Origin of the sequence: Prauserella marina (assembly GCF_002240355.1) — a bacterium.
In the GTDB taxonomy this organism is placed as follows: Bacteria; Actinomycetota; Actinomycetes; order Mycobacteriales; family Pseudonocardiaceae; genus Prauserella_A; species Prauserella_A marina.
The window spans coordinates 3,027,080-3,052,283 of the sequence record NZ_CP016353.1 but is presented as its reverse complement, the minus strand read 5'-3'; the positions used below and the strand labels follow the sequence as shown (position 1 = coordinate 3,052,283).

The following is a 25,204-nucleotide window of genomic DNA, read 5'->3' as shown; positions in this document are numbered from 1 at the left end:
CCCGGCACCACCATCACGAACGAAAAAGGAGAATCGGCCATGAACGTCGCCGTCGACGAGGACAAGTGCTGCGGAGCGGGCTCGTGTGTCCTGGTCGCGCCCGAGGTGTTCGACCAAAGGGACGAGGACGGAATCGTGCTGCTGCTCGACCCCTCGCCGCCCGAGCCTCGGTACGCCGCGGTACGGGAGGCAGCCGACATCTGCCCGGCCTCGGCGATCACACTTCACGAAAACCCGTGATCTCCGGGGTGACACCGCCCGACGTGCTCGTCGTCGGCGCTTCCGTCGCCGGTCTGTCCACAGTGGAAGCCTTGCGCCGCAAGGGTTACGAGGGAAAAGTGACGGTACTCGGGGACGAGCCGCACGCGCCCTACGACCGGCCGCCGCTGTCGAAACAGGTCCTTTCCGGCGCGTGGGAACCGGAACGAGCGCGGCTCAGGCGCCATGACGCCCTCTCGGCTCTCGCCGCGGACTTCGTCCTCGGCGACGCGGCGACCGCGCTCGACGTCGGCGCCGATCAGGGCAGTGCCATCGTGCACACCGCGGCAGGACGGACGTGGAGCGCCGGTGCGGTCGTCGTCGCGACGGGCGCGCGGCCGAGACCGCTGCCCGGCATGCCCGGCATGCCCGGCATGCCCGGCCTGGCCGGCGTTCACCTGCTGCGCACGCTCGACGACGCGATCGCCCTGCGCGCGAACCTGCTGACCGCGTCCCGGCTCGTGGTGGTCGGGGACGGTGTCCTCGGCGCCGAGGTCGCCGCGACCGCCACCAGCATGGGGCTCGCGGTCACCCTCACCGGGCCACAGCGCCTGCCGATGGCCGGTCAGCTCGGAACGCTCGTCGCGGCACGACTGGCCGCACTGCACACCGCCCGGGGCGTGAACCTGCGGCTCGGTGAGGCGGTCGACGGGCTCGTCGGCGAGCGGGGCACGGTGACCGGCGTGCGCCTGGGCGGCGGCGAGGTGATCGCGGCCGACGTCGTCGTCGCCATCGGCGCGATCCCGCACACGAGCTGGCTCGAAAGCAGCGGGCTGCGACTCGACGACGGTCTCGTCTGCGACGAGCACTGCCGAGCCGCCGACAGGGTGTACGCGGTGGGCGACGTGGCCCGCTGGCGGCACGAAGCACTCGGCCTTTCGCGCCTTGAGAACCGGACCAACGCGACGGAGCAGGCACGGGTCGTCGCCGCGGGCATCATGGGAGAGCAGCTCCGCTACGCACCGGTCCCCTACTTCTGGACCGACCAGTTCGACGTCAAGATCCAGGTGCACGGCACGCTCGCCGCCAGAGCCGAGGTGACCATTGTGGACGGTGAGATCGGCGAGGGTAGGTTCGTCGCGCGTTACGAACGCGACGGCGCCGTCACCGGCGTACTCGGCTGGAACATGCCCAAGCAGACCCGCCTCAGGCGGCAGGAAATCCTCGACTCACTCACACCGGCACCGGGAACCTCGCACAGGGAGAAGACATGACCTCGACCCTCGACGACAATGCCGAACCACCGCTGTTTCCCATGGAAAGGGCCAATGGCTGTCCGTTCGACCCGCCCCCCGCCGCGCGCGCCGAACAGGAACGCGGCCCGATCGGCAGGGTAAGGCTGTGGGACGGAAGCACACCGTGGCTGGTGACCGGTTACGCCGAACAGCGGGCGTTGCTCTCCGATCCCAGGGTCAGCGCCGACCTGACCACCCCCGGCTACCCCAGTCCCGCCGCGACCACCGGCGAGGGCTCGAAGATCAGCTTCATCCTGATGGACGATCCCGAACACGCGAGGCTCCGCAGGATGGTCACGGCACCCTTCGCCGTCAAGCGTGTCGCCGCGATGCGGCCTGCCGTTCAGCGCATCGTCGACTCCCTCATCGACGAGCTGCTGGCCGGGCCCAAGCCGGCCGATCTCGTGGAATCCTTCGCGCTGCCGGTGCCCTCACTGGTGATCTGCGAACTGCTCGGCGTCCCCTACTCCGATCACGATTTCTTCCAGCGCAACAGCAAGGTCATGATCAGGAGGGACGCCGCGACCGAGGACCGCGACCGCGCGCTGGGCGCCCTCGCGGCGTATCTCGACGAGTTGATGGGAGCCAAACTCGCCGCACCGGGCGACGACCTGCTCTCCGGACTCGCGGGGCGCGTGGAATCGGGTGAGCTGACCCGCTCCGAGGCCGCGCAAATGGGAGTGCTACTGCTCATCGCGGGCCACGAGACCACCGCCAACATGATCGCGCTCGGCACACTGGCGCTGCTGGAGCATCCCGACCAGTTCGCTCTGCTGCGCGAGAGCGACGATCCCACGCTGGTGGCCTCGGCGGTCGAGGAACTGGCGCGGTACCTCAACATCACCCACAACGGCAGGCGAAGGGCCGCGCTGGAGGACATCGAGATCGCCGGAACCACGATCCGCGCGGGTGAGGGAATCGTGCTCGCCAACGACGTCGCCAACCGCGATGCCGGGATTTTCCCCGAGCCCGACCGGCTCGACCTGCGGCGGGACGCGAGAAAACACGTCGCCTTCGGCTTCGGGGTGCATCAGTGCCTCGGCCAGTCGCTGGCCCGGATGGAGTTGCAGGTCGTCTACGGCACGCTGTACCGGCGCGTCCCGACCTTGCGGACGGCGGTGGAACTCGACCGGATCCCGTTCAAACACGACGGTTCCGTGTACGGCGTGCACGAGCTTCCCGTCACCTGGTAACCCGCGCCGCCGCCCCCGCGAGTCCCCGCCCAGGACGCCGAGATCCGCGCCCGGGACGGCGAGACGCGCATTCGGCGAGCGCGCGCGAACGACACGGCCGCCGGTCGGCCCGCTCAGCCGAGCACCTGGCCGACCAGCTTCACGTCGAGGTACTCGTCGATTCCCCGCGCGCCGCCCTCACGGCCGAGCCCGCTGTCGCCGACGCCGCCGAACGGTGCCGCCGCCGAGGTCGGGTTGATGTCGTTGATCCCGACGATGCCGAAGCGCAGCGCCTCCGACACCCTGGTCGCCCTCGCGAGGTCGGTGGTGTAAAGGTAAGAGGCGAGCCCGTAGTCGGTGTCGTTGGCCATCGCGATCGCCTCGTCCTCGTCGTCGAACGGGATGAGCGCGGCGATCGGGCCGAACGTCTCCTCCCGGTAGACACGCATCCGCGGGGTGACGTCCGCGAGGACGGTCGGCTGGAAGAACAGACCGTTACCGGCGCGCTCGCCGCCCGCGAGTACCGAGGCGCCCTTGGCCCGCGCGTCGGCGACCTGGTCTTCCATCTTGGCCATCGCGTCGGCGTCGATGAGCGGACCCACGGTCGAGGCTGGATCCAGTCCCGGCCCCGCCTTGAGCCTGGCGACCCGCTCGGTGAACGCGGCCACGAACCGGTCGTAACCGGACCGCTGGACGTAAATACGGTTCGGGCAGATGCACGCCTGCCCCGTGTTGAGAAACTTGACCAGCGCGGCCCCCTTCGCCGCGTGCACGGGATCGGCGTCGTCGAAGACCAGGAACGGCGCGTGACCGCCCAGTTCCAGCGAGACGCGCTTCATCGTCGCGGCCGCCCTGGCCGCGAGCACCTTGCCCACCTCGGTGGATCCGGTGAAGGTCAGCTTGCGCACCGCCCGTGAGTCCAGCAGCACGTCGCCGACCTCGGCCGGCCTGCTCGTGGTCACCAGGTTCGCCACGCCGCCAGGGACCCCTGCCTCGTGCAGCACCTCGAAGACGGCGGCGGCGCACAGCGGGGTCTGCTCGGCAGGCTTGAGCACCACGGTGCAGCCCGCCGCGATCGCGGGCGCGACCTTGCGGGTGATCATCGAGACCGGGTAGTTCCACGGTGTGATACCGGCGACGACCCCGACCGGCTGCCGCAGCACGGTGAACCGCTGCTCACGCCGCCGGGACGGGATGGTGGTGCCGTAGACCCGCTTGGACTCCTCGGCGAACCAGCTCAGGAAGTCCGCCGCGTACCCGACCTCGGCGCGGGCCGCCTTGAGCGGCTTCCCCTGCTCGGTGCTCATCAGCCTGGCCAGCTCCTCGGCCCGGTCAAGCATCAGCGTGTGCGCCCTCGCCAGCACGTCGGCACGCGTGTACGCCGATTCGGCACTCCACAACGGAAAAGCGGCCGAAGCGGCGGCCAGTGCCTCGCGTGTCTCGGCGGCACCGGCGTCGGCCGCCTTGCCGATCACGGCGCCGGTCGCCGGATCCGTCACGGCGAACGTGGCGCCATCACCCGCCGCCGACCACGCGCCGTCAATGTACAGCGTCGCGCCGTCCTGTGCACTCATGTTCGGTCATCACTCCTGACGCGGCTCGCGATGATCATCCACCCCCGTCGCCTAGTCCACTGTGGACTAACGGCGAGCCGGAGATCCGTCCAGCCTACCGGCGCTCACGAAGCGAGATCCTTGACGTACCGGTGACAGGGCACCTCGACGATCTCCTCCTCCGTCGCGGCGCCGTACCCGAACGGGCCCTCGTCCCGCCAGCCTTCTCGCTCGTAGAAGTGCCGTGCGCGCGCGTTGCCAGCCACCACCGCGAGCCATGCCGCGCGGTATCCATTGCGGGCGACAAGACGTTCCGCCTCACCGAGCAAGACGGCGGCGACCCCTGATCCCCTGTGGTCCGCCCCGACGTAGACCTGCTCCACTTCGTCCTCGACGACCATCACGAAGCCCGCGACGTCACCGGCGGTCACGGCCACCGTCGTGTCGGCGACCCGGTCGGCGGCGCGTACCCGGAACGACTCCGGGGTCCTCGCGGCGACCAGCTGCTTCGGCACTCGGCCCGCGTGCCCGTCGTGCCAGCCTCGGCGCCAGATCTCGGCGATCTGGTCCGCGTCGTCGGATGTCGCCGCCCGCAGCCGGTAGCGCCGTTCGGTCATCCTCGGCCTCCGCTCCGGTCCGCTGAGCCACGGTCCTTCCCGTGGAGCCCGGAGCGTACCGCCCGGCGTCAGCTTCGCGGCGACGGGAACTGAACCGCGGGCCGCCGCGTCCGACCCGGCATGACCGATTTGCACATGAATACTAATCGTTTGCATCCTGTGCTGACCGGGGCCGCGCTCGCGGTGGTCGCCGGTGCGCTGCTCGCCTGCTCCCCCGCCGAACCGGAGACCTGGCAGCACGGCCCGCCCACGGTTCCGGGCGCCTGGCTGGAGCGGCTCAACGCTGCCATCGACAACGCCGACCAGGTCGGCCCGACGACGGTCATCCAGCGCGACGACGAGTGCACCCTGCTGGAGCCCCCGATCGTGGGCGACGCGCGGTCGCGCTCGTTCGGAGCCGGTGTCAGCACCTTCGCCGACACCGGCGAACGCTACCTCTGCCGGTTCACCGAGCCGTCGATGACGTTGATTGTCGGAAAGACCGCGAACGAGAGCGACCTGCGCGACAGCGCGCTCGACCGCACCGACGACGACGTCAGCACGCACGACGTCGACGGCGCGGAGATCGCCGTGCGCGACCACGTCTACCCCAACGGCCGCGCCGAGCACACCGCCGAACTGCTCGCGCCGGAGCGCTCCGCGTTCGTGGCCATCACACTGTCGCTGGACGGCGACAAGATCCCGGACGACTGGTCGGCGGCCGACACGGCGACGACGCTCGGCAATCTCGTCCGCTCCTGACCGGTACTGGCGCGCGAATGCGGATCTCGCCGTCCCGGACGGGGACTCGCTGGAGGGGCGGACCGGCACCGTTCAGCCGACCGGCTTCATGTCGGGAATCCCGTTCGGCGGCGGAGGGGCGTGCTCGGCGGTGTGCTCGGTGATCTCGGTGTCCCCGTTGCCGGTCACGAGTACCGGGCTCAGGTCCTCGGTCCCGGCTCCCTTGATCCGCACGACCTTCACCCCGGAGAGACCGGCGTGCGAGTCGGCGGAGTACCTGTAGGGCACCAGCGCGGGGCCGGTGAGTTCGGGGCCGATCTTCTCCAAAGCCTCGACGAGTCCCGCGCGGGTGGGTTCCGGACCGGCCGCCTGCAGCGCCTGCACGAAGGTGTATGCCTCGGACATGCCGTAGATCCGGTAGTTCGTCAGCTCCCCCTGCCCGCCGTGCTCGTCCCACACCCGTTGCCACAACCGGGTCCACGGGTTGTCCTTCTCCTCGACGCCGGGAAGGTATTCCGTGGTGATGACGCCGTCCAGCACGCTCGCGTCGGTCACCTTGCCTTCGGAGAACCGGTTCAGCAACGAGCCGACGAGCGCCGGATCGGACCCGACGTTCGAGTAGATCCACTGTGGACCATAGTTGAGCCGCATCGACGTGAGCTGGCTCAGCGCCGTGTAGGAGGGGACGTTGAACCCGACGACGACGTCGGCGCCGGATGCCTGCAACGCGGCGATCTGCGGTCCGACGTCGGTGTTTCCCGGCGCGTACCGTTCGGCCGCGACGATCCGGTCGCCGACGAAGGCCCGCACGCCCTTCTCTCCGTCGTCACCGAAGTCGTCGTCCTGCAGGAAAAGCCCGATCTTGGCCTCGGAAAGGTGATCTCGCAGATACTGGCCGATGATCTTGCCCTCGACCTCGTAGTCCGGCTGCCAGCCGAAGGTCTGCGGATTCTTCTCCGGCTGGTTCCACAGCAGCGAACCCGACGACACGAAAAGGTCGGGTACCCCGGAGCTGTTGAGAAAGTCCAGTACCGCGCTGTGCGTCGGCGTGCCGAGCCCGCCCACCATCGCGAAGATCTCCTCCTGCAACACCAGTTCGTTGACGACCTGGCTGGTGTTGGTCGGGTTGTAGGCGTCGTCCTTGTATACGTACTCGATCTTCCTGCCGTGCACGCCGCCGTTCGCGTTCACGTAGTCGAAATAGGCTTTGGTCCCCGTCGGAATCTCGCTGTAGCCGGGAGCCGCGACGCCGGTGAGCGGGAAGTGGGCGCCGATCTTGATGGTGTCGGCGGTGACGCCGACATCGGAGGCCCCGCCGCCCTCACCGTCTCCTTCGCCTGGCCTTCCGCCCGCGCCGCACGCGGTGACCACCAGCGCGGCGATCGCCGTCACGGCGACGAACGCGGAGCCACGCCTTGATCTCTTGCTCATCTCGTACCTCCTTGGTCGGAGCTTGTGGTCGTTCCCGCGCGCCACAGTCGCCGGAGCAAGCCCATCACCCCTCCTGGCGCGACCAGGATCACGACGATCAGCACGACGCCGTACACGAACGGCGCCAGCTGCGCCGCCTGCACACCGGTGAGGCCCGCGCTCGTGCCGAGGTTGGTCACCGCGGGCGGCAGGAAGACCAGCAGCGCGCTGCCGAGCAGCGCACCACCGAGACTGCCGAGCCCGCCGACGACGACGGCCGTGAGCAGGGACAGCGAAAGCACGATGGTGAAACCGCTCGGCGCGGCAAGGCGCACGACCATCGCCAGCACCGATCCGGCCAGCCCCGCGCACGCCGCGCTGACCACGAACGCCAGCACCCGCAACCGGCCGAGCCGCAGCCCGGCGAGTTCGGCGGCGACCTCGTCGTCGCGCACCGCGCGCCACACCCTGCCGAACCTGCTCGCCATGAGGTTCGCCAGCAGCAGCATGACGAGCAGCAGCGTCGCCCAGCCGAGGTAGGCGAGGTACTTGGCACTGCTCATGTCGTTGGCACTCAGGAAGTACAGCGCGTCGGCGAACCAGTCGGGCGCGCGCGGTGACGACACCGGCAGTCCCTGTTCACCGCCGAGCAGGCCGTCGAAGTAGATCGCGAGCCCTGGGACTCCGACCGCGAGCGCGAGCGTCGCCCCGGCGAGGTAAGGGCCGTGCAGCCGGGACGCCGCCGCGCCCACCAGCACTCCGGCGAGCGCGGTGACGAGGGCGGCGGCGAGCATCGCGACGGGAAACGGCACCGCGTCCTCGCCGAGCAGCAACGCCGTCGTGTACGCGCCGACGGCCATGAGCGCACCGTGCCCGAGGGAGATCTGCCCGTTCAGTCCGGTGAGGACGGTCAGCCCGACGGCGGCGATCGCGTAGTAGGACATCGTGGCCAGCTGGGCGTTGCGAAACGGTGTCGTCAGTTCCAGCACGAGCACGACGGCGATCAGCGCGACGAGTACGGCCAGCAGATTGCGGCCCAGAACCGACGAAGGCAGGAAACGCCTGACGGCGTTCACCGGCTTCGTGATGATCCTCGCGCCCATCACACCCTCCGCTCCGCGATCTTGCTGAACAGCCCCTTCGGCCGGATCAGCAGTACCGCCACGAGAATCGCCAGCGCGGCGAGCGTGACCAGCTCGCTGCCGAGATAACCGCTCACATAGGACAGTGCCAGCCCGATGATCAGCCCACCGGCGACCGCACCGGCCGGACTGTCGAGCCCGCCGAGTACGGCGGCGACGAATCCGTAGACGATGATCGCGTCCATGTAGGCCGGATGGACGAGGTTGCCGCCCGCGATCAGCAGCCCCGCCAGCGAGCCGACAACGGCAGCGAAGGCCCAGCCGATGGTCAGCATCCTGCCGACCCTGACGCCGAGCAGCCGCGACACCTCCTGACTGAACGCCGAGGCCCGCATGCGCAGTCCCAGATCGGTGAACCGGAACAGCGCGACGAGTGCCAGCATCACGACCAGTACGGAACCGATGATGAACACGCTGAACGGTGTGAACGCGACGGTCAGCTCACCGAAGGTGAAGCCCCTGAGCCCGAACGGAGCGGGAAAGGACTGGAAGGTCGCGCCGAAGATGATCGCGGCGAGCGCCTGCAACCCGATGAAAAGGCCGAGGGTCACGATGACCGCGTTGAGTTCGGGACCGCCCTCGACCCTGCGCATGATGACCCTTTCCACGATGGCGCCGAGCACCAGTCCTCCCGCGAGCGCGACGGCGAAACCCACCCAGTACGACTGGCCGCTCTCGATGACGGCGAGCGCGAGATACGTGGTGAACATGGCCATCGCGCCCTGCGCGAAATTGATGATCCGCGTCGCTCTCCAGATGAGCACGAGCGCCAGCGCGAAAGCCGCGTAGATCGCGCCCTGGCTGAGCCCGCCGAGTGTGATGTTCAGGAACTGTTGCATCGGTCCCCTTTGCGTCCGATCGCGGCGACGACCGCGAGAAAGGCCGTCAGAACCCGAGGTAGGCGTGCCGTAGTTCGGCGTCGGCGGCCAGTGCCTCCGCGTCGTCACTGGCGACGACCCTTCCGAGGTTCAAGACGAACCCGGTGTCCGCTATGGACAGTGCGCTTCGGGCGTTCTGCTCCACGAGCAGAACCGTGATCCGCTCGCGGTCGACCAGATCCCTGATCAGTCCGAAGATCTGGGCGACGACCCTCGGCGCGAGCCCGAGCGAAGGCTCGTCGAGCAGCAGCACCTCCGGCTCCGACAACAGCGCTCTTCCGATGACGAGCATCTGCCGCTCCCCTCCGGACAACGAGTTGGCTACCTGCCGCCTTCGCTGTGCCAGCGGGGGAAACATGCCGTAGACGGAGGCGAGCCGCTCGTTCTTGTCGGCCTTGCCTCTTCGCGCGCTGCCGAGTAGTTCGCCGAGCCTCAGGTTCTCCTCGACGGTCAGTTCGGTGATGACGCCACGGCCTTCGGGAACGTGTGCCACACCCGCTCTCGCGATCGTCTCGGCGGGTGCTCCGGCCAGGTCCCTTCCGCCGAGCAGCACCGCGCCGTCACTGCCCTTGACCAGACCGGAAACGGTGCGCAGCAACGTGGTTTTGCCCGCGCCGTTGGCTCCGAGGACGGCGGTGACCTCGCCCGGCCTCGCGAGCACGCTCACGCCGTCCAGTGCCGTGACGGGGCCGTATCTCGTGGTGAGTCCCCTGATGTCGAGTTCACGGTCGCGCCCGCCGTCAGCCATGGTCTCCACTCCGGTCGGCTTCCTCGCCGAGGTAGGCGTCGATGACGGCGGGATCGTCCTTGACCTCGGCCGGGGTTCCCCGGGCGACGATCCTGCCGAAGTCGAGCACGGTGATGTGATCGCACACCGCCATCACGAGGTCCATGTGGTGGTCGACCAGCACCACCGACATGCGGGAGGCGAGACCGCGCACCAGTTCGCCGAGCTCAGCGATGTCGGCGGCACCGAGCCCGCTCGCAGGTTCGTCGAGCAGCAACAGCTCGGGGTCGGCGGCGAGCGCTCTCGCGAACGCGACCCGCTTGCGCACCGGGTAGGGCAGGCTCGCGGGCATCGCGCTCGCGGCGTCGGCGAGTCCCAGCTCGGCCATCGCCGCCATCGCCCGTTCCCGCAACCTCCGCTCGTCACCGGCGGAACGGGGAAGTGCCAGCAACGCGGAGCCGAATCCGGTGCGCCGGAACCGATCCGCGCCGACCATGACGTTCTCCAGCACGGTGAGCCCTGCGAACAAACCCAGTCCCTGCAAGGTTCTCGCGATCCCCATACCGGCGAGCTGGTGTGGTCTGAGCCCGCCTACCGGATCTCCCCGCCATCGCAGGACACCTTCGTCCGGCTCGACGAAACCACAGCAGACGTTGAACAACGTGGTCTTGCCCGCTCCGTTGGGGCCGATGACACCGTGCACCTCGTGTGGCCGCGCGGCCAGCGACACCGTGTCGAGCGCGGTCAGCCCGCCGAATCGCACCGTGACCCCGGTGGCGGTGAACAGTGGCGGCGGAGCGGATCCAGCGTCGGCGAACCGGGTTTCGGATGTGTCCGGCAACGTCACGACCACGCCTCCCGCCATTGGGGTCGAGTGCCGCCGACGCGGGGCACCCTCTTCGCGAAGGCCCTAAGGCGTGTCTGACAAACCCGTTGCCTGCTGCGGGGCCAGCGTGTCCCCTCGCCGCGTTGTCGGAAAGCCCGAGTACGACCCGGTACGAGGACTTCCCTCCGCCTTGCGAGGAACCACGCTGATCCCCGCTCGCACGGCAGAGATTTATCAGACACGCCTTAAGAGTGATGCGCGGCGCCCAATCCCGGCCATAGGCGCGGAGCCCAAAGATGTGTCCGATTTATGGGCTCACTGCCCGGATCCGGTGGACGGCGCGTTGTAGTCCGTGCCATCGTCGCCTGATGACATCGTCGGCAGGGCGAAGCGGTGCGCTCGACTGCTCGGAGCCCGCACGGGACGCGCTGCACAAACTCAGCCGCGTTCTGCTCGACAACCTGGAAAGTCTCGCCGACCGGCTGACGATCATGGTGTTGCAACGGGAACCCGCCTACGCGCAACTCGGTGTCACCGCTCCCGACGAGCTGAGGGAGAACCTGCGCTGCAACATCGAGCGCGGTATCCAGTCCCTCGGCGGCAACGTGCCCGACGGCGAGGATCCCCAGGACACGTCCATGGAGACCGGGCGGCTGAGGGCACGCCAAGGGGTTCCGCTGGAAGCCGTGCTCCGCGCCTACCGGCTCGGCGGCAGGGTCATCTGGGAGGGGTTGCTCGCGACCTCGCGCGAGCGCTTCGCCGGGTACTACGACCACGCCCTGCTCGACGCGGCGGGATACGTGTGGCGCGTGATCGATTCCAGCTCTTCGGCACTCGTCGACGCCTACCGGCTTGAGGAATCCCGGCTGCGGAGCCAGGAACTGAGCAGGCGGCACGCGTTTCTCAACGCACTGCTTGAGGGAAGAGGCAGGGACACCGCGCTCGCCGAGGAAGCCGCGAGCGCGCTCGGCCTGCCCGCCACCGGTCCACTGCTGTGTGTCGTCGCGCCCATCGACGTCCCAGGCGAGGATCCGCTGCGCTCACCCCGGGATGTACTGGCGGCCCACGGGATCCTCTCGTCGTGGCACGTCAGGCCGTCCGACATCGTCGGCCTCGTCGTGCTCGGTGAACGGGCCCCCTCGGCCGTACTGGACGTGCTCGGCGCTTCCGCGCACGGAAGGGTGGGATGTTCACCGGTGGTGCACCGGCTCGCCGACATCGCCGACGCGTACACGCTCGCGCAGATCGCGGCCCGCACCCTTCCCGCCAACGGGGTCGCCTACCTCGACGACCGGCTGCCTGAGGCGCTGCTCGTCGGCAGCCCGCAGCTCGCTCCCCGGCTTCAGCGGGTGGCTTTCGGTGATCTGCTGGCGCTGCCGGAGCCGGAACGGGAGACGATGTTCAAGACTCTCGAAGCGACGATCGAATGCGGTGGCTCCCCCACCCACGCGGCACAGCGGCTGTACTGCCATCGCAACACGGTGATCTACCGGCTGCAACGCATCGAATCGGCGACCGGCCGCAAGGTGTCGCGGCCACGCGACCGCCTGCTGTTCACACTCGCTCTGCTGGCCCGCAAGCAGAGCGGCTGACTCCGAGCGTCCGAAGTGGACGCGGCACCGAAAATCCCACCATCCAGTGAAACATCCAGGGCTTCGTTGCCTCACCCGTGAAGGATTCACCGCGTGGGCAAGTCTCGGTGGTGGCTCCGCCGTGTCCGAACTCCCGCGATGGCGCCGAACGTGGCAGGCTTGGGGCAAGACCGGGGTGATCGCCGACCAACGGGTGGTGATGACGACGACTGGGAGCGGAGAGCCGAGAAGACCGGAGCGTCTGCTCATCGTGTCGGCCGACATGGGCGAGGGACACAACGCGACGGGCAGGGCACTGCGGGAGGCCGCCGAGCGACTGTGGCCCGGTATCGAAGTGCACTGGGTCGACGTGCTGGAGACGATGGGCACGGCGACCGGCCCCGCGTTCCGACGCATTTACAAGACGTGTGTGGAAAAACTGCCGTGGCTCTACGACTTCTTTTACTCCTCGATGTGGCATCACCGCTGGTTCGCCACGGCCGCGAAGCGGGTCATCGGCGCCTGGAGCGGGCGCGGTCTCGCGCCGTCGATCGACCGCGTCCGGCCCGATCTGGTGCTCTCGACCTATCCGATGGGCAGTACCGGCCTGCAGTGGCTGCGACGGCAGCGAGGACTCTCGGTGCCCACCGCGGCGTGGATCTCCGATTTCGCGCCGCATCCCTCGTGGGTGCACGACGGTGTCGACCTCAACCTCGTGATGCACGAGGTTGCCGTCGCCCCCGCGCGGGACAGCGTGCCCGGTGCCGAGGTCAGGGTTTCCGCACCACCTGTTGCCGGCGCCTTCCGGCCGGCCGACCGCGCCGCCGCCCGCGCGAGCGCCGGGCTGGGCGGAGCGCGGCGGGTGGCCGTCGTTTCCTGTGGCTCGCTGGGATTCGGCAGGGGCGACGACACCGTACGTGAGTTGCTGGCAGGGGATCCCGGTCTGACGGTCGTCGTCGTCACCGGGCGCAACGAACGGCTGAAAACCGTACTGACCAACGCCTTCGCGGGCGATGCGAGGGTCAGGGTGCTCGGCTGGGTCGACGACATGTCCCGGCTCATGGCGGCGGCCGATGTCATCGTCACCAACGCCGGTGGTGCCACCGCGCTCGAAGCGCTCGCCTGCGGCAGAGCCGTGCTGCTGCACAACCCCATCGCGGGGCACGGGCGCACGAACGCGAACCTGATGGCCGAGGCCGGACTGGCGATCATCTGCACCCGAGCGGGCGAACTTGCCGACGCACTGCGTCCCGAACGGGCGGGTGAGCTGACCGCGCTGGAAGCGGCGGCCGGCGGGCACGCGGGCAGACTGCGGCTTTCCGAGGGCCTGATGATGCTGGCGGAGGTCCCGGCGAAAGCCCATGACCGCCGCCTCCCCGCCGCCGACGCGCTGTTCCTGCACGCGGGGACACCGAAGGCCCCGCAGTACGTCGGCACCGTCTTGGTGTTCTCGCGAGGGCCGAGGCTCACCACGCGGCACGTCACGGGCATGATCTCGGCGGTACCCGGAGTCGGCGGCACACTGACTGGAACCGGGCTACTGCGCGGGGCGCGATGGAGCGGGCGCCGGCTCACCGATCCGGCCACGCTCGTCGACGAGATCAGCACCGGCGACCTCACCCAAGCGGCCGACGAGTTCTTCTCCTCCCCGCTGCGCGGCGGCAAGCTCGGGGCGGCCCGCCTCGTCACCGGCCTTCCCGGTGGACGGCGCGCCGTGCTCGTCGCGCTGCATCACGCCCTCGGTGACGGCATGACGGTGCTACAGGCGTTGCTGTCCGACACGGACACGAGCGCGGGCCTCACGTGGGCGACCAGACCGGTGACGGCGGTCGGCGGCTCCGGCTTCCGGCCCGAACCCCGCAAGCTGGCGGGCGGCCTGTGGCGGCTCGCGACGGCCGGCGGCGCCCCCGAGTCGCCGTTGGACGGTGCGCTCGCCGACGCGGAGCGAAGGCATGCCCTGCTGCGGCTGCCAGGAAGGCAGGTGCGGGCAAAGGCACGGGCGCTGGAGGTGAGCGCGGCCGAGTTGCTCACCGCCGTGTTCGCGGAGTCGCTGCACGAGGTGTTCGGTCTGCCCGAGCACGCGCGGTTCCGGCTCATGGTGCCGTGGTCGTTGCGCGGCACCGGCAGCCTGCGCACCGCGGGCAACCACACCGGTGCCGTGTCGATCGACCTTCCCGTCGGCCCCATGGAGCTGCCCGAACGGGCGGCCCTGGTCGCCGCGACCATGCGAGAGAGGATCGAGGCGGGGGTGCCAGAGGCAGCGCACGGGGTGGTGCGGCTGCTCGGCGCGCTGCCCCCGCCGCTGCGGCCGATGGCGGCCCGGGGCGTCTACCGGGGGACGTGGTTCAACGCGATCGGCACCGTCATGCCGGGCCCGCGCCGGAAGGTGACCTGGCACGGCGCCGTGCTCACCGAGGCGTATCCCGTACTCGCCGTGGCACCCGGGACCGGACTCGCCTGGGGCGCCATGACCTGGGGTGATGGGATCACGTTGTGTTTCACCGCTCCCGCTGGGCTCGGCCCCCTCGCCGAGCGCATCGCCAAGCACACCGATGCCGTGTTCACCGAACCGGCCGGTGACACCGGCAGGCCATGAGCGGCCCGAGCACCGTCCTGTGGATCGCGGTGCCCTCCGCCGTGCTGGCCGCGGCGGCCTTCGGGCTCACCGGGGCGCTGCAACACAAGGCGGCGAGAAGGGTCGTCGGCGGTGGCACCGTACAAATCGGACTCGTGTTCACCCTGCTGCGCCAGCCGCTGTGGCTCGCGTCGCTGCTGACCAACGGGCTCGGCATCGCGTTGCAGTGGCTCGCGCTCGCCACCGGGCCGCTGGTGCTGGTCCAGCCGTTGCTGGTCACCGCGCTGGTGTTCGCCGTGTTCTCCAGCAGCGCGCTGCGCGGGGAACGCCCCGACCGGATCGTCCTGCTCGGGGCAGGGCTGTGTGTCGCGGGGCTCGCGGTGTTCTTCCTCGTGGCGAGACCGGTCGCCGGGCACGGCAGGCTGGAGCTTCGCGAGGTGCTGCCGCTCGCCGCCGGACTGGCTTTTCTCATCGTGGTGTGCGTTGCCGTCGCCGTCGAATACGCGGGCAGGGTCAGGGTGCTGGCGCTGGCCACGGCGACCGGCGTGCTGTACGGGGTGACGGCGGGACTGTCCAAACTGGCCGCCGACGACCTGCGGCACGGGGTGTCGGCACTGCTCACGCACTGGCATTTCTACGTTGTCGTCGTCTGCGGGGTCACCGGGTTCGTACTCAGCCAGAACGCGTTCCGCGTCGGTGTGGCGCTCGCGCCGGCGCTTGCCGTTATCGTGGCGCTGGATCCGCTGGTCAGCATCGGAGTCGGCGCGTTGTGGCTCGGCGAGCAGTTGCCCGGCGGAGCGGGCCGGATCGCGGGACAGGTGATCGGGCTGGCCGTCAGCATCGCCGGAATCGCGGTGCTCAGCAGGCACGCGCCACAGACCGCGCAGGCCGAGACCTATATGGCTCGGCCGGAACAGACGGAGAAGGAGAACCGGTGATCGACAGGGGTACGCGGTGTGTGGTCACGGGTGGTTCCTCGGGGATCGGCGCGGAAACGGCCGCCGCGCTTGGCTCCCGTGGTTGCGAGGTGCTCATCACGGGCAGGGACCGGAAGGCGCTGGCGGACGTCGCCCGCGGTACCGGAGCCCGGATGTGCGTCGCCGACCTGACCGAGCCGGACGGCATCGCCACGGTACTCGCCGAGGCGGGTGAGGTCGATGTGCTGGTGTGCAACGCCGGTGTGGGCTGGGCTGGGTCGTTCGCGGACATGCCTGCTGCCGCCATCGACCGGCTCGTGGCGACCAATCTGCTCGCTCCCGCGCGCTTGATCCGGGGTGTGCTACCGGGAATGCTCGCGCGCGGCAGCGGCGCGCTGGGCCTGGTGTCGTCGATCGCGGGGAGTATGAGCGTCGCCGACGAGGCCGTGTACTCGGCGACGAAGGCGGGTGTGGCGGCACTCGGTGCGAGCGTGCGCGGCGAGGTGACCGGAAAGGGCGTCACGGTGTCGGTGGTGGTTCCCGGTGTGGTGTCGACGCCGTTCTTCGACCGGCGAGGGACGCCGTATCGGCGGTCCCGGCCGCGCCCCGTACCGGCGAGTACGGTGGCCGAGGCTCTGGTCGCCGCGCTGGAGCACGGCAGGCCCGAGGTGTTCGTTCCGCGATGGCTGCGGTTTCCCGCCAGGTTGCGCGGTGTGGCGCCGGGCCTGACCGACTCCTTGCAGCGCCGTTTCGGCTGACGCCGCAGCCCTGCGCGAGTCCCCCGCCCAGACCGCCGACATCCGCACTCAGGACGGCGAGATCCGCGCCCGGGATGGCGAGATCCGCGCTCGGGACGGCGACATCCGCGTCCGGGGCGGCGACATCCGCGCTCGGGCGCGGCCGGCGGGCGCCACGCCAACAGCCCGCGAACGCAGAACTCGCTCGCACGGATGCAGAACTCGGCAACCGGAACGCGGAACTCGCCGACCTGGGCGCAGAACTCGACGTCCTGGACGGGGGACTCGCCGACGGGGCGAACGGGCACCAGCCGCCGGGCACCAGCCGGGGACTCGTCGGCGGGCGGCGGGTCAGCGGCGGGCGGCTCGCAGGGTCTCCTTGAGCGAACCCATCGTCGCCAGTACCGACGTCGGTTCGTACCCGCAGTGGGCCATACAGTTGGCGCACCTCGGGTCCCGGCCCCTTCCGTACTTCTCCCACTCGGTCGTCTCGATGAGTTCCCGGTAAGTCTCGGCGTACCCGTCACTCATCAGATAACACGGCCGCTGCCAGCCGAACAGCGTGTACAGCGGCACACCCCACGCCGTGCACGCGAAGTCGACCTTGCCTTCGAGGAAGTCCAGGAACAGCGGCGAATGGTTGAGCCGCCACCGCTTGCGGTTGCCACCGGCGAACGCCTTCCTGAACAGCTCGCGGGTCTCCTGCACGCCGAGGAAGTGTTCCTGGTCCGGCGCCTTCTCGTAGGCATACGCCGGGGAGACCATCATTTCGTCGACCTTCAGATCGTCGTTGAGGTAGTCCAGCACCTCGATGACGCTCTGCGGGGTGTCGGTATTGAACACGGTCGTGTTCGTGGTGACCCGGAAACCCCGCCGCTGTAGTTCCTTGACCGCCGCGACGGCCTCGTCGAACACACCTTCCTTGGCGACGGCGAGATCGTGCCGCTCGCGCAGCCCGTCGATGTGCACCGCGAACGCGAAGTACTTCGACGGTTTCAGATCCAGGTTGTCGATCTTCTTCCGCAGCAGAACCGCGTTGGTGCACAGGAACACGTACTTCTTGCGCTTGGTCAGCTCGTTGACCATGGTGTCGATCTGCGGATGCATCAACGGCTCGCCGCCCGCGATCGACACCATCGGCGCACCGGATTCCTCGACCGCGGCGACGGCCTGCTCGACGGGCATTCGCTGTTTCAGGATGTTCGCCGGATGCTGGATCTTGCCGCAGCCCCCGCATTTGAGGTTGCATGCCAGAATCGGTTCCAGCTCCATGATCAGCGGGTACTTGTCGTTCCTCCGGATCTTCTGGGTGACGATGTGCCGCGCGACGCGCACCGCCTGGTGCAGGGGCATGTTCATCGGTGACGCACCTCCTTGGGAAGGCTGAAGTTCACGGTCTCGGTGGCGGTGGTGCGTTCCCGCACCTGTACCGCGCCCAATCCGGCCAGCGCGTCCACGATCTCGTCGACCAGCACGGTCGGCGCCGACGCACCGGCGGAGAGCCCGACCGTTCCCGCCGAGGCGAGCCAGTCGAGATCCAGCTCGCCGACATCGTCCACCAGGTAGGCGGGCGTTCCCTCTCGCTGAGCCACTTCGACCAGCCGCAGCGAGTTGGACGAGTTGGGTGAACCGGCGACCAGCACGACGTCGGAGTCACGGGCGACGACCCGTACCGCGTCCTGCCGGTTGGTCGTGGCGTAGCAGATGTCGTCGGACCCGGGGCCACGCAACGCGGGAAACCGCTGCCGCAGCGCCGTCACGACGCCTTCCGCCTCGTCCATGGCCAAGGTCGTCTGCATCAAATAGGACACCCTCGCGGGGTCCTCGACCTCGATGTCCGCGACGTCCTCAGGTCGCTCGACGAGCACGGTGCGGTCAGGGGCCTCACCGAGGGTCCCCTCCACCTCCTCGTGACCGGCGTGGCCGATCAGGAACACCGTGTCGCCGTCCCTGGCGAACCGCTTGGCCTCACCATGCACTTTGGACACCAGCGGGCAGGTGGCGTCGACGACGTCGAGCCGACGCCTGCTCGCGTCCTCCCTCACGGCGGGGGAAACGCCGTGCGCCGAGAACACGACGGTGGCGTTCTCCGGCACCTCGTCCAGTTCCTCGACGAAGACGGCACCACGCCGTTCCAGGTCGCCGACGACCCGCGAGTTGTGCACGATCTGCTTGCGCACGTATACCGGAGGCGCGTGCCGGTCGAGCAACCGTTCCACGATCTCCACGGCGCGTTCCACCCCGGCGCAGAACGACCTCGGTCCCGCGAGCAGCACCGTGCGATCACGCGTGGCGGCCGCCCACTTTCGCAATGAGGGGCCCACTTCGCGCAGCGCCGACAGCGCCGCGATACCGCCGGGTACCGTCGCGGGATGCAGCAGCGACCGGCTCGGCGTGTCGACGACGGCACGGACGACGACCGAGGGCCGCGAGCCGATCAGATCCAGCAACCGCGCCGATTCCATGTCGACGGCGATGGCACCGTCGAGTGCGAGGCGCGCCCCTTCCGGCTGCCACACGACGTGATCCGATTCGACCATCGGTCCCATATGGACGGTCAGTCCCGCCTTCCGTAACGCGGCGGCCAGCAGCGGTGCCGAACGGCAGTGATGCGTGCCCTGCGCGGAGCGCACCTCGCTCGCGACGACGAGATCACCCGGCCGGAGGTCGTGCACGAGCGCACCGGCGACGCCCGCGACGGCGACCGCCGCCCCTGGGTGCTGCCTCAGCGCGGTCTCGACCCTGCGTGATCTGCGCGCGTGCGGACCCGCTCGCACCACGCATCCGCCACCGAGTCCCCTGCGGACACTGCTGACCTCCAGCATCAAAGGGGAGACGACGACAAGGTCCTCAGCCTGCGTGTTCATGCTTGGTCACCTCCACGTAGCGCCCGAGGGCGGTCAGCGGGAAGACGAGCCGGTAAAGGTGGTAGTTGATGTAGAAGTCGCCGGGGAAACCGGTTCCGGTGAAGTGGGGTTCGTCCCATCCCCCTTCGGGAAGCTGGGTGCGCACGAGGAAATCGACACCGCGTTCGACGCCGGGACCACGTTCACCGGCCGCGAGCAGGCCCAGCAGCGCCCACGCCGTCTGCGACGCCGTCGAAACCCCCTTGCCGATCCAGCTTGGATCCACATAGGACCTGAGGTCCTCACCCCAGCCGCCGTCGGGATTCTGGTGCGCGCACAGCCAGGCGACGGCGGCCCTGACCGCCTTGTGCTCGAAGGGAATCCCGGCCGCGACGAGCGCGGGAACGACCGCGCCGGTCCCGTAGACGTGGTTGGCGCCCCACCTTCCGAACCAGGAACCGTCCTTCTCCTGGTGTGCCAGCAACCAGCGCACGCCGCGCAGCGCCGGTTCGGTGTCGCCCTCACCTCGCGCGGCGAGCATCTCCACGATGTGCGCGGTCACGTCGGCCGACGGCGGGTCGATGACGGCACCGAAGTCGCAGAAGGGCAGTTTCTCGCACAGGGTCTGGGTGTTGTCGGCGTCGAAGGCACCCCACCCACCGTCCTTCGATTGCATTCCGGCCGTCCATGCCGCGGCCCTGTCCAGCACCTCACGCAACCGGTGCGGCTCGGGATGGTCGATCCGGCGCATCCCGAGGATGACCTCAGCGGTGTCGTCGGTGTCGGGATAGTGGTCGTTGGCGAATTCGAAAGCCCATCCCGACGGTGCCAGGTCACCGCGCCGTACCTGCCAGTCACCTTCCGAGCGGATCTCCTCCCTCAGCACCCAGTCCGCCGCTTTCACCAGGGCGGGATCATCCGGCGCCAGTCCGGAGTCGAGCAGCGCGGTCAGCGCGAGCGCGGTGTCCCACACGGGCGACTGGCATGCCTCCAGCCTGCGTACCCAGCCCTCTTCGGTGCGTTCCCTGATCGTGAAGCCCTCAAGTCCCTCGATGGCCTTGCGCAGCACGGGATGGCGGGTCGAGTAGCCACGCAAGTTCAGCGCCAGAATCGAGTACACCCACGGTGGCTGGATGCCGCCCCAGCCGCCGTCGGCCTCCTGCCGGTCGACGATCCACTTCTCCGCGGTGGACAGCGCGATTCGGCGCAGCGGCTTGACGGGAAACTTCTCCGCGATGTGCAGAACCGAGTCGAGTCGCTGGAAGGCGCCGGCCCAGGTGAGCGGCGAATCCGGCTCGGGGACGGGCTTTCCTGTTCGCAACTCCTGCACGCTGACCCCGAGTGGCCTGCGCGGCCTGCTCGATGCGACGATCGTGAGCGGCACGACGGTTTGCCGCGCCCAGCACGCCCAGTCGTAGACGTTGAGCGGAAACCAGTGCGGAAGCAGCACGAGTTCGGGCGGCAGCACGGGAAGCCGGTCCCACGACCATTCCCCGAACAACGCGAGCCAGATGCGGGTGAAGACCCTGGTCGCCTCGATTCCGCCACTGTCCAGAATGAACTCACGAGCCCTGCGCAGATGCGGGGATCCGGCCGGGTCGCCTGCCATGCGCAGCGCCGTGTATGCCTCGACCGTCGTGGACAGATCGGCGGGGCCACCGTAGAAATTGGCCCACGTCCCGTCTTCCCTTTGGCAGGACCGGATCCAGCGTGCCGACTCGGCCAGCAACCGGTCGTCGGCGATGCCGACGAACTGGCGCAGCATCAGGTCTTCCGCGTCCATCGTCACGTTGGTTTCCAGCTCGCCCTTCCACCAGCCTTCTTCGTGTTGCAGGGAAAGCAGGTGGTGGCGGGCCCGCTCGGTCGCCTCGGCCGCCCTCGCCGAGACCGTCGCCATCGGCCGGTCGAGTACGTGGCTCATCGGTCACGCTCCACGACGAACAGGGTCAGGTCTCGCAGCGCCGCGTGGATCGGTTCGGGAGGGGCCAGCCGGTCGAGGCAGGTGCCCGCCTCGCCGACATACCGGTGTGCTCGCTCTCGCGTCCACGCCAGCGCACCGGAACGCTCGATCAGCTCTGCCATCGTGTGCACTTCCTCCTCTGTGGGCGGATCGGGATTCCGGTACAGCTCGCGCAAGGCCGCCCCGTACTCGGTTCCCGAGTTGAGCGCGGCCACGACGGGCACGGATTTCTTGCGCACGCGCAGATCGGCGAGCACCGGTTTGCCGGTGTCCTCGGGACTGCCCCAGATACCCAGCAGGTCGTCGACGAGCTGGAAGGCCATGCCGAGGTTGCTGCCGAACTCGGCCAGCAGGCCCGCCGCGACCGGGCTTCCCCTGCCGAGCAGCGCACCGACCTGGGCGGCGCACCGCATGAGCGCCCCGGTCTTTCCCGCCGCCATGTCGAGGCATTCGCCGACACCGACGTCCAGCCGGTTCTCGAAGTCGACGTCGGCGCTCTGCCCGGTGATGAGGTGCTGCACGGCGGCGGTGAGACACCGTGTGGCGACCGGGTCCGCCGCCCGCTCCAGCACGTCGACGGCGAGCGTCAGCAACGCGTCGCCCGCCAGTATCGCGGCGGGAGTCCCGAAAAGCCGCCATACCGTCGGCCGGTGCCTGCGTTCGACGTCGCCGTCCATGACGTCGTCGTGCAGCAGCGAGAAATTGTGCACCAGTTCGACGGCGACGGCGCCGGGCAGCGCCGCCTCGGGAGCCGCCTTGACGGCCTGCGCCGCGAGCAGGGCGAGCGCGGGCCGCAATGCCTTGCCACCGCCCGCGTCGGCGGGCTGGCCGTGCTCGTCGGTCCAGCCGAGGTGGTAGCTGACGACCCGGCGCATGGCCGGCTGCAAGGAGCGCACGGCCTCGCGCAGCGCGGGCTGCACGAGCGTTCTCGTCGCCGTCACCTCGGCTGGCAGCGTGCTGGTCATGGCGAACCTCCCCCGATGTGCTCGACGATGAGACCGGCAGCTTGATGGCCGCTGCGCACGGCTCCTTCCATCGTGTCCGGCCACCCTGTCGCCGTCCACGAGCCGGCCAGCGCGAGTCCGGGCAACCTGGTCGCGGCGCGCGGGCGCAGCGCTGCCGTTCCGGGGCCCTGCCGGAAGGTGGCGCGCCGCTCCCTCGTCACGAAGAACTGCCGGTGCGGGACGCCAGCGGCGGCGGGAAGCAACCTGGCCAGTTCGGGAAGGAAGATCTCGCGCAGTTCGGCGACCGGGGTGTCGAGCCAGCGGTGTGCCGCCGACAGCGAGACGGTCAGGTACTGGCCACTGTCCAGTCCCGCGACCCCGGTGCGGTCGAAGATCCACTGCACCGGCGAGGACGGTGACACCGTCGCGGCGAAGGGCAGATCGGTGACCGGTCGCTCGTAGACGACGTGCACGTTGACGATGGGCGCGGCGCCCAGCTTCCCGAGCCGGTCCGGATCGAGCCCGGCCTCGCGTGGACAGACCAGGGCGGCCGCGTCGGGAGGCGCCGCCATGACCACTCCGTCGACGTCGATCGCCTCGTCGTCGAGTCGGATGGTGAACCCTCGGCCCTGCCGCCGGATCGCGCGCACGGGGCTGCGGGTGCGGACGTAGCCGCCCCTTTCGAGCAGATACTTCTCGGCCGGATCGACATGCAGTTCGCTCAGCGGCAACGCGGGGACGCCGATGTCGGCGGCATCCGCGCGGTCGAGCAACGCGGTCCGGAAAACCATCACGGCCAGCGCAAGCGAAGCCTCACTCGCGTCACAGTTGAGCGCGGCGACCGCGATGAGGTTCCACAGGCCGCGCAGCGTCGCGTCGTTCTGTCCGTGCCGCCCCAGCCAGTCGGCGAAACTCAGCCGGTCGAGCGCGGGGTCGGCTGGGTCGAGGAACCGCAACGCCGCGGCGGCGCGGAAAACCCGGATCCGGTCGGTGACCGGCAGCGCGGCGTAGCGGGCGATACCGGCGGCCAGATGCAACGGCGCGGGCCCGCCGGTGCGGGCGAGTTCGGCACCGGCCCCACCACCGGTGAGCACCGGCATACGGAATCGCCGCTGCAGGTCGATCCCGTCGGCGGTACCCAGTTTTTCCAGCAGGGCACGGTATTCCGTGCAGCATCGCAACAGCACGTGCTGGCCGTTGTCGACGGTGAGCCCGTCCCGCTGGAACGAGAACGTGGCTCCGCCGAGCCGGTTGCGCGCCTCAAGCAGCGTGACGCGCACGCCGCGGTCGGACAGATCACAGGCCGCGGTGAGCCCCGCGAGCCCACCGCCGACGACCGCCACGTGTGCGCTCATGGCGACGTTCCCGCAAGCGCCCGCCCCGCGACCGCGATTTTCTCCCAGTCCGGCAACGATGTTCGGCCGCGCAACACGAACCGGGGCCGCAACGCCATCCTGCGCAGCAAGCGGTGATAGATACCGGCCATGGCCGCGCAACAGGCCCTGCTGCGGGAATCGAGCAGCGGGAGCAACCGCAGCCCGCATTCGTACCATTCCTCGGCCCGGGCCGCCTGGTACTCCAGCAACGGCAGCAGCGCGTCCTCGGGGTCGGCAAGCTCGGCCCGCTCCGTCAGGTCCAGCGTGCAGCCGAAGGCACGCAGGTCCTCTGCCGGAAGGTAAATCCGCCCGGCGACCCTGTCCTCAAGTACGTCGCGCAGGATGTTGGTCAGCTGCAACGCGATCCCGAGATCGTCGGCGATCCGCTCGTCGCGCGCGCGATCGGGCGAGCCGAAGACGGCCAGCGAAAGCCTGCCGATGGACCCCGCGACGCACCGGCAGTAGTGGCGCAGTTCGTCGAACGTCTCGTAGCTGGTGCCTACTACGTCGGCGGTGCAGCCCTCGATGAGTTCGTCGAACGCGCCGAGCGGCAACTCGAATCGCCACGCCGCGTGCCAAAGCCCGGTGAGTACCGGATCGTCGCCGGAGCCGCCGAGATCGTGGAGTTGTTTCCTCGCGTTCTCCAGCGCCTCCAGCTTCTGTTCACTGGGGAGGTCGCCGTCGCCGATGTCGTCGATTCGCCTCGCGAACGCGTACACGGCCGACAGTGCTTTGCGCTTCGGAGCGGGCAGCAGCCGGATGCCGTAGGAGAAGTTGCGCGCTTGTCCGCGGGTGATGCGTTCGCATTCGGCGTAGGCTTCGGCGGTATTCACCGGTCACCGCCCTTGCCGAGCAGGCGCAGCCATTCGGCGGCCGTACGGGTCTTCGCCGGTTTCGGCGTCCCGGCGAGCACGTCGAACCGGGCCGAGGCGATGGCCACCGCGGTCGCCCTGCCTCCCGCGACGTAACCGGCGACGGCGACCCGCGCCGTGCCGCGCAGCGTGGCCACCAGTGGCGCTCCTTCGTCGAGCATCGCGACCGCTCGCTGGACCTCGTAGCCGATCAGTGCCCGCAGTGGCCTTCCCGCCCGCTCGGCGAACAGGTCACTTTCGGTGACCCCGAACAGATCGAGGTCGGCCAGCGGGAGATAGATGCGGCCTTGCCTCACGTCTTCCGCGACGTCCTGGCAGTGTTCGAGCACCTGTAGCGCCGAGCAGATCCGGTCGGACAGCACCCGCCGGTCCGGTGTGTCCGCGCCGAAGACCCCGAGTACGAGTCTGCCGACCGGATCAGCCGACAACGCGCAGTAGCCGAGCAGGTCGTCGAAGGTGCGGTAGCGGCACACCGACTGGTCCTGCCGGTTGGCCTCGATGAGCCGGTCGAACGGTTCCTTCGGCAACCCCCGTTCGTGGACGGTGGCCGCCAGGTCGGCGTAGAGCTTGGTCGTGGGAGCCGCACCCGCGAACAACCTCGCGATGTCGCCGGAGACGGCGTCGAGCAATCGCAAGCGGTCGCCGGCGGCCTCGTCGCCGATGTCGTCGACCATCCGGGCGAAGGCGTACAGCGCGAGCAGGTGCCCGCGATGGGCCGGGGGCAGCAGCCAGGAGGCGACGGGAAAGTTCTCACTACGGGCTTTGGCGAGCACCCCGTGCAGCGCGGGCACGGAATCCGCGCTCTCGAAGGTCTCGGCTGCCGGAGCACCGGCGGCCGAGACCGCCCGGTCTCCCAAGGTGGATTGGT

Annotated in this window: 22 protein-coding genes; 8 read left to right on the top strand and 14 right to left on the bottom strand. The window is 69.4% G+C overall.

Annotation, left to right across the window (positions count from 1 at the left end; translation table 11 throughout):
* The first annotated feature begins 39 nt into the window (after window positions 1–39).
* From BAY61_RS14225 to BAY61_RS14215, 3 genes are read left to right on the top strand one after another with little or no spacing between them, the layout of a single operon-like run.
* A complete protein-coding gene (locus tag BAY61_RS14225) occupies window positions 40–240 on the top strand; it encodes a ferredoxin (RefSeq protein ID WP_091798955.1) in 201 nt (66 codons plus the stop codon).
* Entirely contained in the window at window positions 237–1,472 is a 1,236-nt protein-coding gene (locus tag BAY61_RS14220; protein WP_420848734.1) for an NAD(P)/FAD-dependent oxidoreductase, read from the top strand. Before BAY61_RS14225 ends, BAY61_RS14220 begins: the two co-directional genes overlap by 4 nt.
* Complete coding sequence (locus BAY61_RS14215; RefSeq protein WP_091798143.1) at window positions 1,469–2,686, top strand: cytochrome P450; 1,218 nt, start codon at window positions 1,469–1,471, stop codon at window positions 2,684–2,686. Before BAY61_RS14220 ends, BAY61_RS14215 begins: the two co-directional genes overlap by 4 nt.
* 113 nt (window positions 2,687–2,799) lie before the next feature.
* On the opposite strand, the gene BAY61_RS14210 is transcribed toward BAY61_RS14215, so the two are convergent.
* Complete coding sequence (locus tag BAY61_RS14210; protein WP_091798139.1) at window positions 2,800–4,239, bottom strand: NAD-dependent succinate-semialdehyde dehydrogenase; 1,440 nt, start codon at window positions 4,237–4,239, stop codon at window positions 2,800–2,802.
* A gap of 104 nt (window positions 4,240–4,343) precedes the next feature.
* Window positions 4,344–4,835 (bottom strand): GNAT family N-acetyltransferase, encoded by a 492-nt coding sequence (locus tag BAY61_RS14205; RefSeq protein ID WP_091798949.1) that lies wholly within the window; start codon window positions 4,833–4,835, stop codon window positions 4,344–4,346.
* A gap of 150 nt (window positions 4,836–4,985) precedes the next feature.
* Between BAY61_RS14205 and BAY61_RS14200 the strand changes: the two genes are divergently transcribed.
* Window positions 4,986–5,576, top strand: a complete 591-nt coding sequence (locus BAY61_RS14200; protein WP_143021328.1) for a hypothetical protein — start codon at window positions 4,986–4,988, stop codon at window positions 5,574–5,576.
* 72 nt (window positions 5,577–5,648) lie between these two features.
* On the opposite strand, the gene BAY61_RS14195 is transcribed toward BAY61_RS14200, so the two are convergent.
* Genes BAY61_RS14195 through BAY61_RS14175 form a run of 5 tightly spaced genes read right to left on the bottom strand, consistent with a single transcriptional unit; the run spans window position 5,649 to window position 10,577 of the window.
* Window positions 5,649–6,986 (bottom strand): ABC transporter substrate-binding protein, encoded by a 1,338-nt coding sequence (locus tag BAY61_RS14195; protein WP_091798134.1) that lies wholly within the window; start codon window positions 6,984–6,986, stop codon window positions 5,649–5,651.
* A complete protein-coding gene (locus BAY61_RS14190; RefSeq protein WP_091798131.1) occupies window positions 6,983–8,068 on the bottom strand; it encodes a branched-chain amino acid ABC transporter permease in 1,086 nt (361 codons plus the stop codon). Before BAY61_RS14190 ends, BAY61_RS14195 begins: the two co-directional genes overlap by 4 nt.
* The gene (locus BAY61_RS14185) at window positions 8,068–8,946 is read right to left on the bottom strand and encodes a branched-chain amino acid ABC transporter permease (protein WP_091798128.1); all 879 of its coding nucleotides are present in this window, start codon (window positions 8,944–8,946) and stop codon (window positions 8,068–8,070) included. Before BAY61_RS14185 ends, BAY61_RS14190 begins: the two co-directional genes overlap by 1 nt.
* 46 nt (window positions 8,947–8,992) lie before the next feature.
* A complete protein-coding gene (locus BAY61_RS14180; protein WP_091798946.1) occupies window positions 8,993–9,733 on the bottom strand; it encodes an ABC transporter ATP-binding protein in 741 nt (246 codons plus the stop codon).
* Window positions 9,726–10,577: an ABC transporter ATP-binding protein gene (locus BAY61_RS14175; protein ID WP_091798125.1), complete on the bottom strand. Its 852-nt coding sequence runs from the start codon at window positions 10,575–10,577 to the stop codon at window positions 9,726–9,728. Before BAY61_RS14175 ends, BAY61_RS14180 begins: the two co-directional genes overlap by 8 nt.
* Before the next feature lie 329 nt (window positions 10,578–10,906).
* On the opposite strand from BAY61_RS14175, the gene BAY61_RS14170 reads away from it, so the two are divergent.
* From BAY61_RS14170 to BAY61_RS14155, 4 genes are all read left to right on the top strand, one after another.
* A complete protein-coding gene (locus tag BAY61_RS14170; protein WP_091798122.1) occupies window positions 10,907–12,130 on the top strand; it encodes a PucR family transcriptional regulator in 1,224 nt (407 codons plus the stop codon).
* A gap of 121 nt (window positions 12,131–12,251) precedes the next feature.
* Window positions 12,252–14,705 (top strand): MGDG synthase family glycosyltransferase, encoded by a 2,454-nt coding sequence (locus BAY61_RS14165; RefSeq protein ID WP_143021327.1) that lies wholly within the window; start codon window positions 12,252–12,254, stop codon window positions 14,703–14,705.
* A complete protein-coding gene (locus BAY61_RS14160) occupies window positions 14,702–15,622 on the top strand; it encodes a DMT family transporter (RefSeq protein WP_091798116.1) in 921 nt (306 codons plus the stop codon). Before BAY61_RS14165 ends, BAY61_RS14160 begins: the two co-directional genes overlap by 4 nt.
* Window positions 15,619–16,359, top strand: a complete 741-nt coding sequence (locus tag BAY61_RS14155) for an SDR family NAD(P)-dependent oxidoreductase (protein WP_091798112.1) — start codon at window positions 15,619–15,621, stop codon at window positions 16,357–16,359. The genes BAY61_RS14160 and BAY61_RS14155 overlap by 4 nt, the downstream gene beginning before the upstream one ends.
* Before the next feature lie 330 nt (window positions 16,360–16,689).
* On the opposite strand, the gene hpnH is transcribed toward BAY61_RS14155, so the two are convergent.
* From hpnH to hpnC, 7 genes are read right to left on the bottom strand one after another with little or no spacing between them, the layout of a single operon-like run.
* Complete coding sequence (gene hpnH, locus BAY61_RS14145) at window positions 16,690–17,697, bottom strand: adenosyl-hopene transferase HpnH (protein ID WP_091798106.1); 1,008 nt, start codon at window positions 17,695–17,697, stop codon at window positions 16,690–16,692.
* Window positions 17,694–19,205 carry a 4-hydroxy-3-methylbut-2-enyl diphosphate reductase gene (gene ispH, locus BAY61_RS14140; protein WP_091798103.1) on the bottom strand — a complete coding sequence of 504 codons (1,512 nt, stop codon included), beginning with the start codon at window positions 19,203–19,205 and terminating at the stop codon, window positions 17,694–17,696. The genes hpnH and ispH overlap by 4 nt, the downstream gene beginning before the upstream one ends.
* Window positions 19,189–21,105, bottom strand: coding sequence for a squalene--hopene cyclase (gene shc / locus BAY61_RS14135; protein ID WP_091798100.1), 1,917 nt, complete (start codon window positions 21,103–21,105; stop codon window positions 19,189–19,191). Before shc ends, ispH begins: the two co-directional genes overlap by 17 nt.
* Entirely contained in the window at window positions 21,102–22,109 is a 1,008-nt protein-coding gene (locus BAY61_RS14130) for a polyprenyl synthetase family protein (RefSeq protein WP_091798097.1), read from the bottom strand. Before BAY61_RS14130 ends, shc begins: the two co-directional genes overlap by 4 nt.
* Window positions 22,106–23,443, bottom strand: a complete 1,338-nt coding sequence (gene hpnE / locus BAY61_RS14125) for a hydroxysqualene dehydroxylase HpnE (protein WP_091798095.1) — start codon at window positions 23,441–23,443, stop codon at window positions 22,106–22,108. The genes BAY61_RS14130 and hpnE overlap by 4 nt, the downstream gene beginning before the upstream one ends.
* Window positions 23,440–24,297, bottom strand: a complete 858-nt coding sequence (locus BAY61_RS14120; protein ID WP_091798089.1) for a phytoene/squalene synthase family protein — start codon at window positions 24,295–24,297, stop codon at window positions 23,440–23,442. The genes hpnE and BAY61_RS14120 overlap by 4 nt, the downstream gene beginning before the upstream one ends.
* Window positions 24,294–25,193 (bottom strand): squalene synthase HpnC, encoded by a 900-nt coding sequence (gene hpnC / locus BAY61_RS14115; protein ID WP_091798086.1) that lies wholly within the window; start codon window positions 25,191–25,193, stop codon window positions 24,294–24,296. The genes BAY61_RS14120 and hpnC overlap by 4 nt, the downstream gene beginning before the upstream one ends.
* Between the last annotated feature and the right edge of the window lie 11 nt (window positions 25,194–25,204).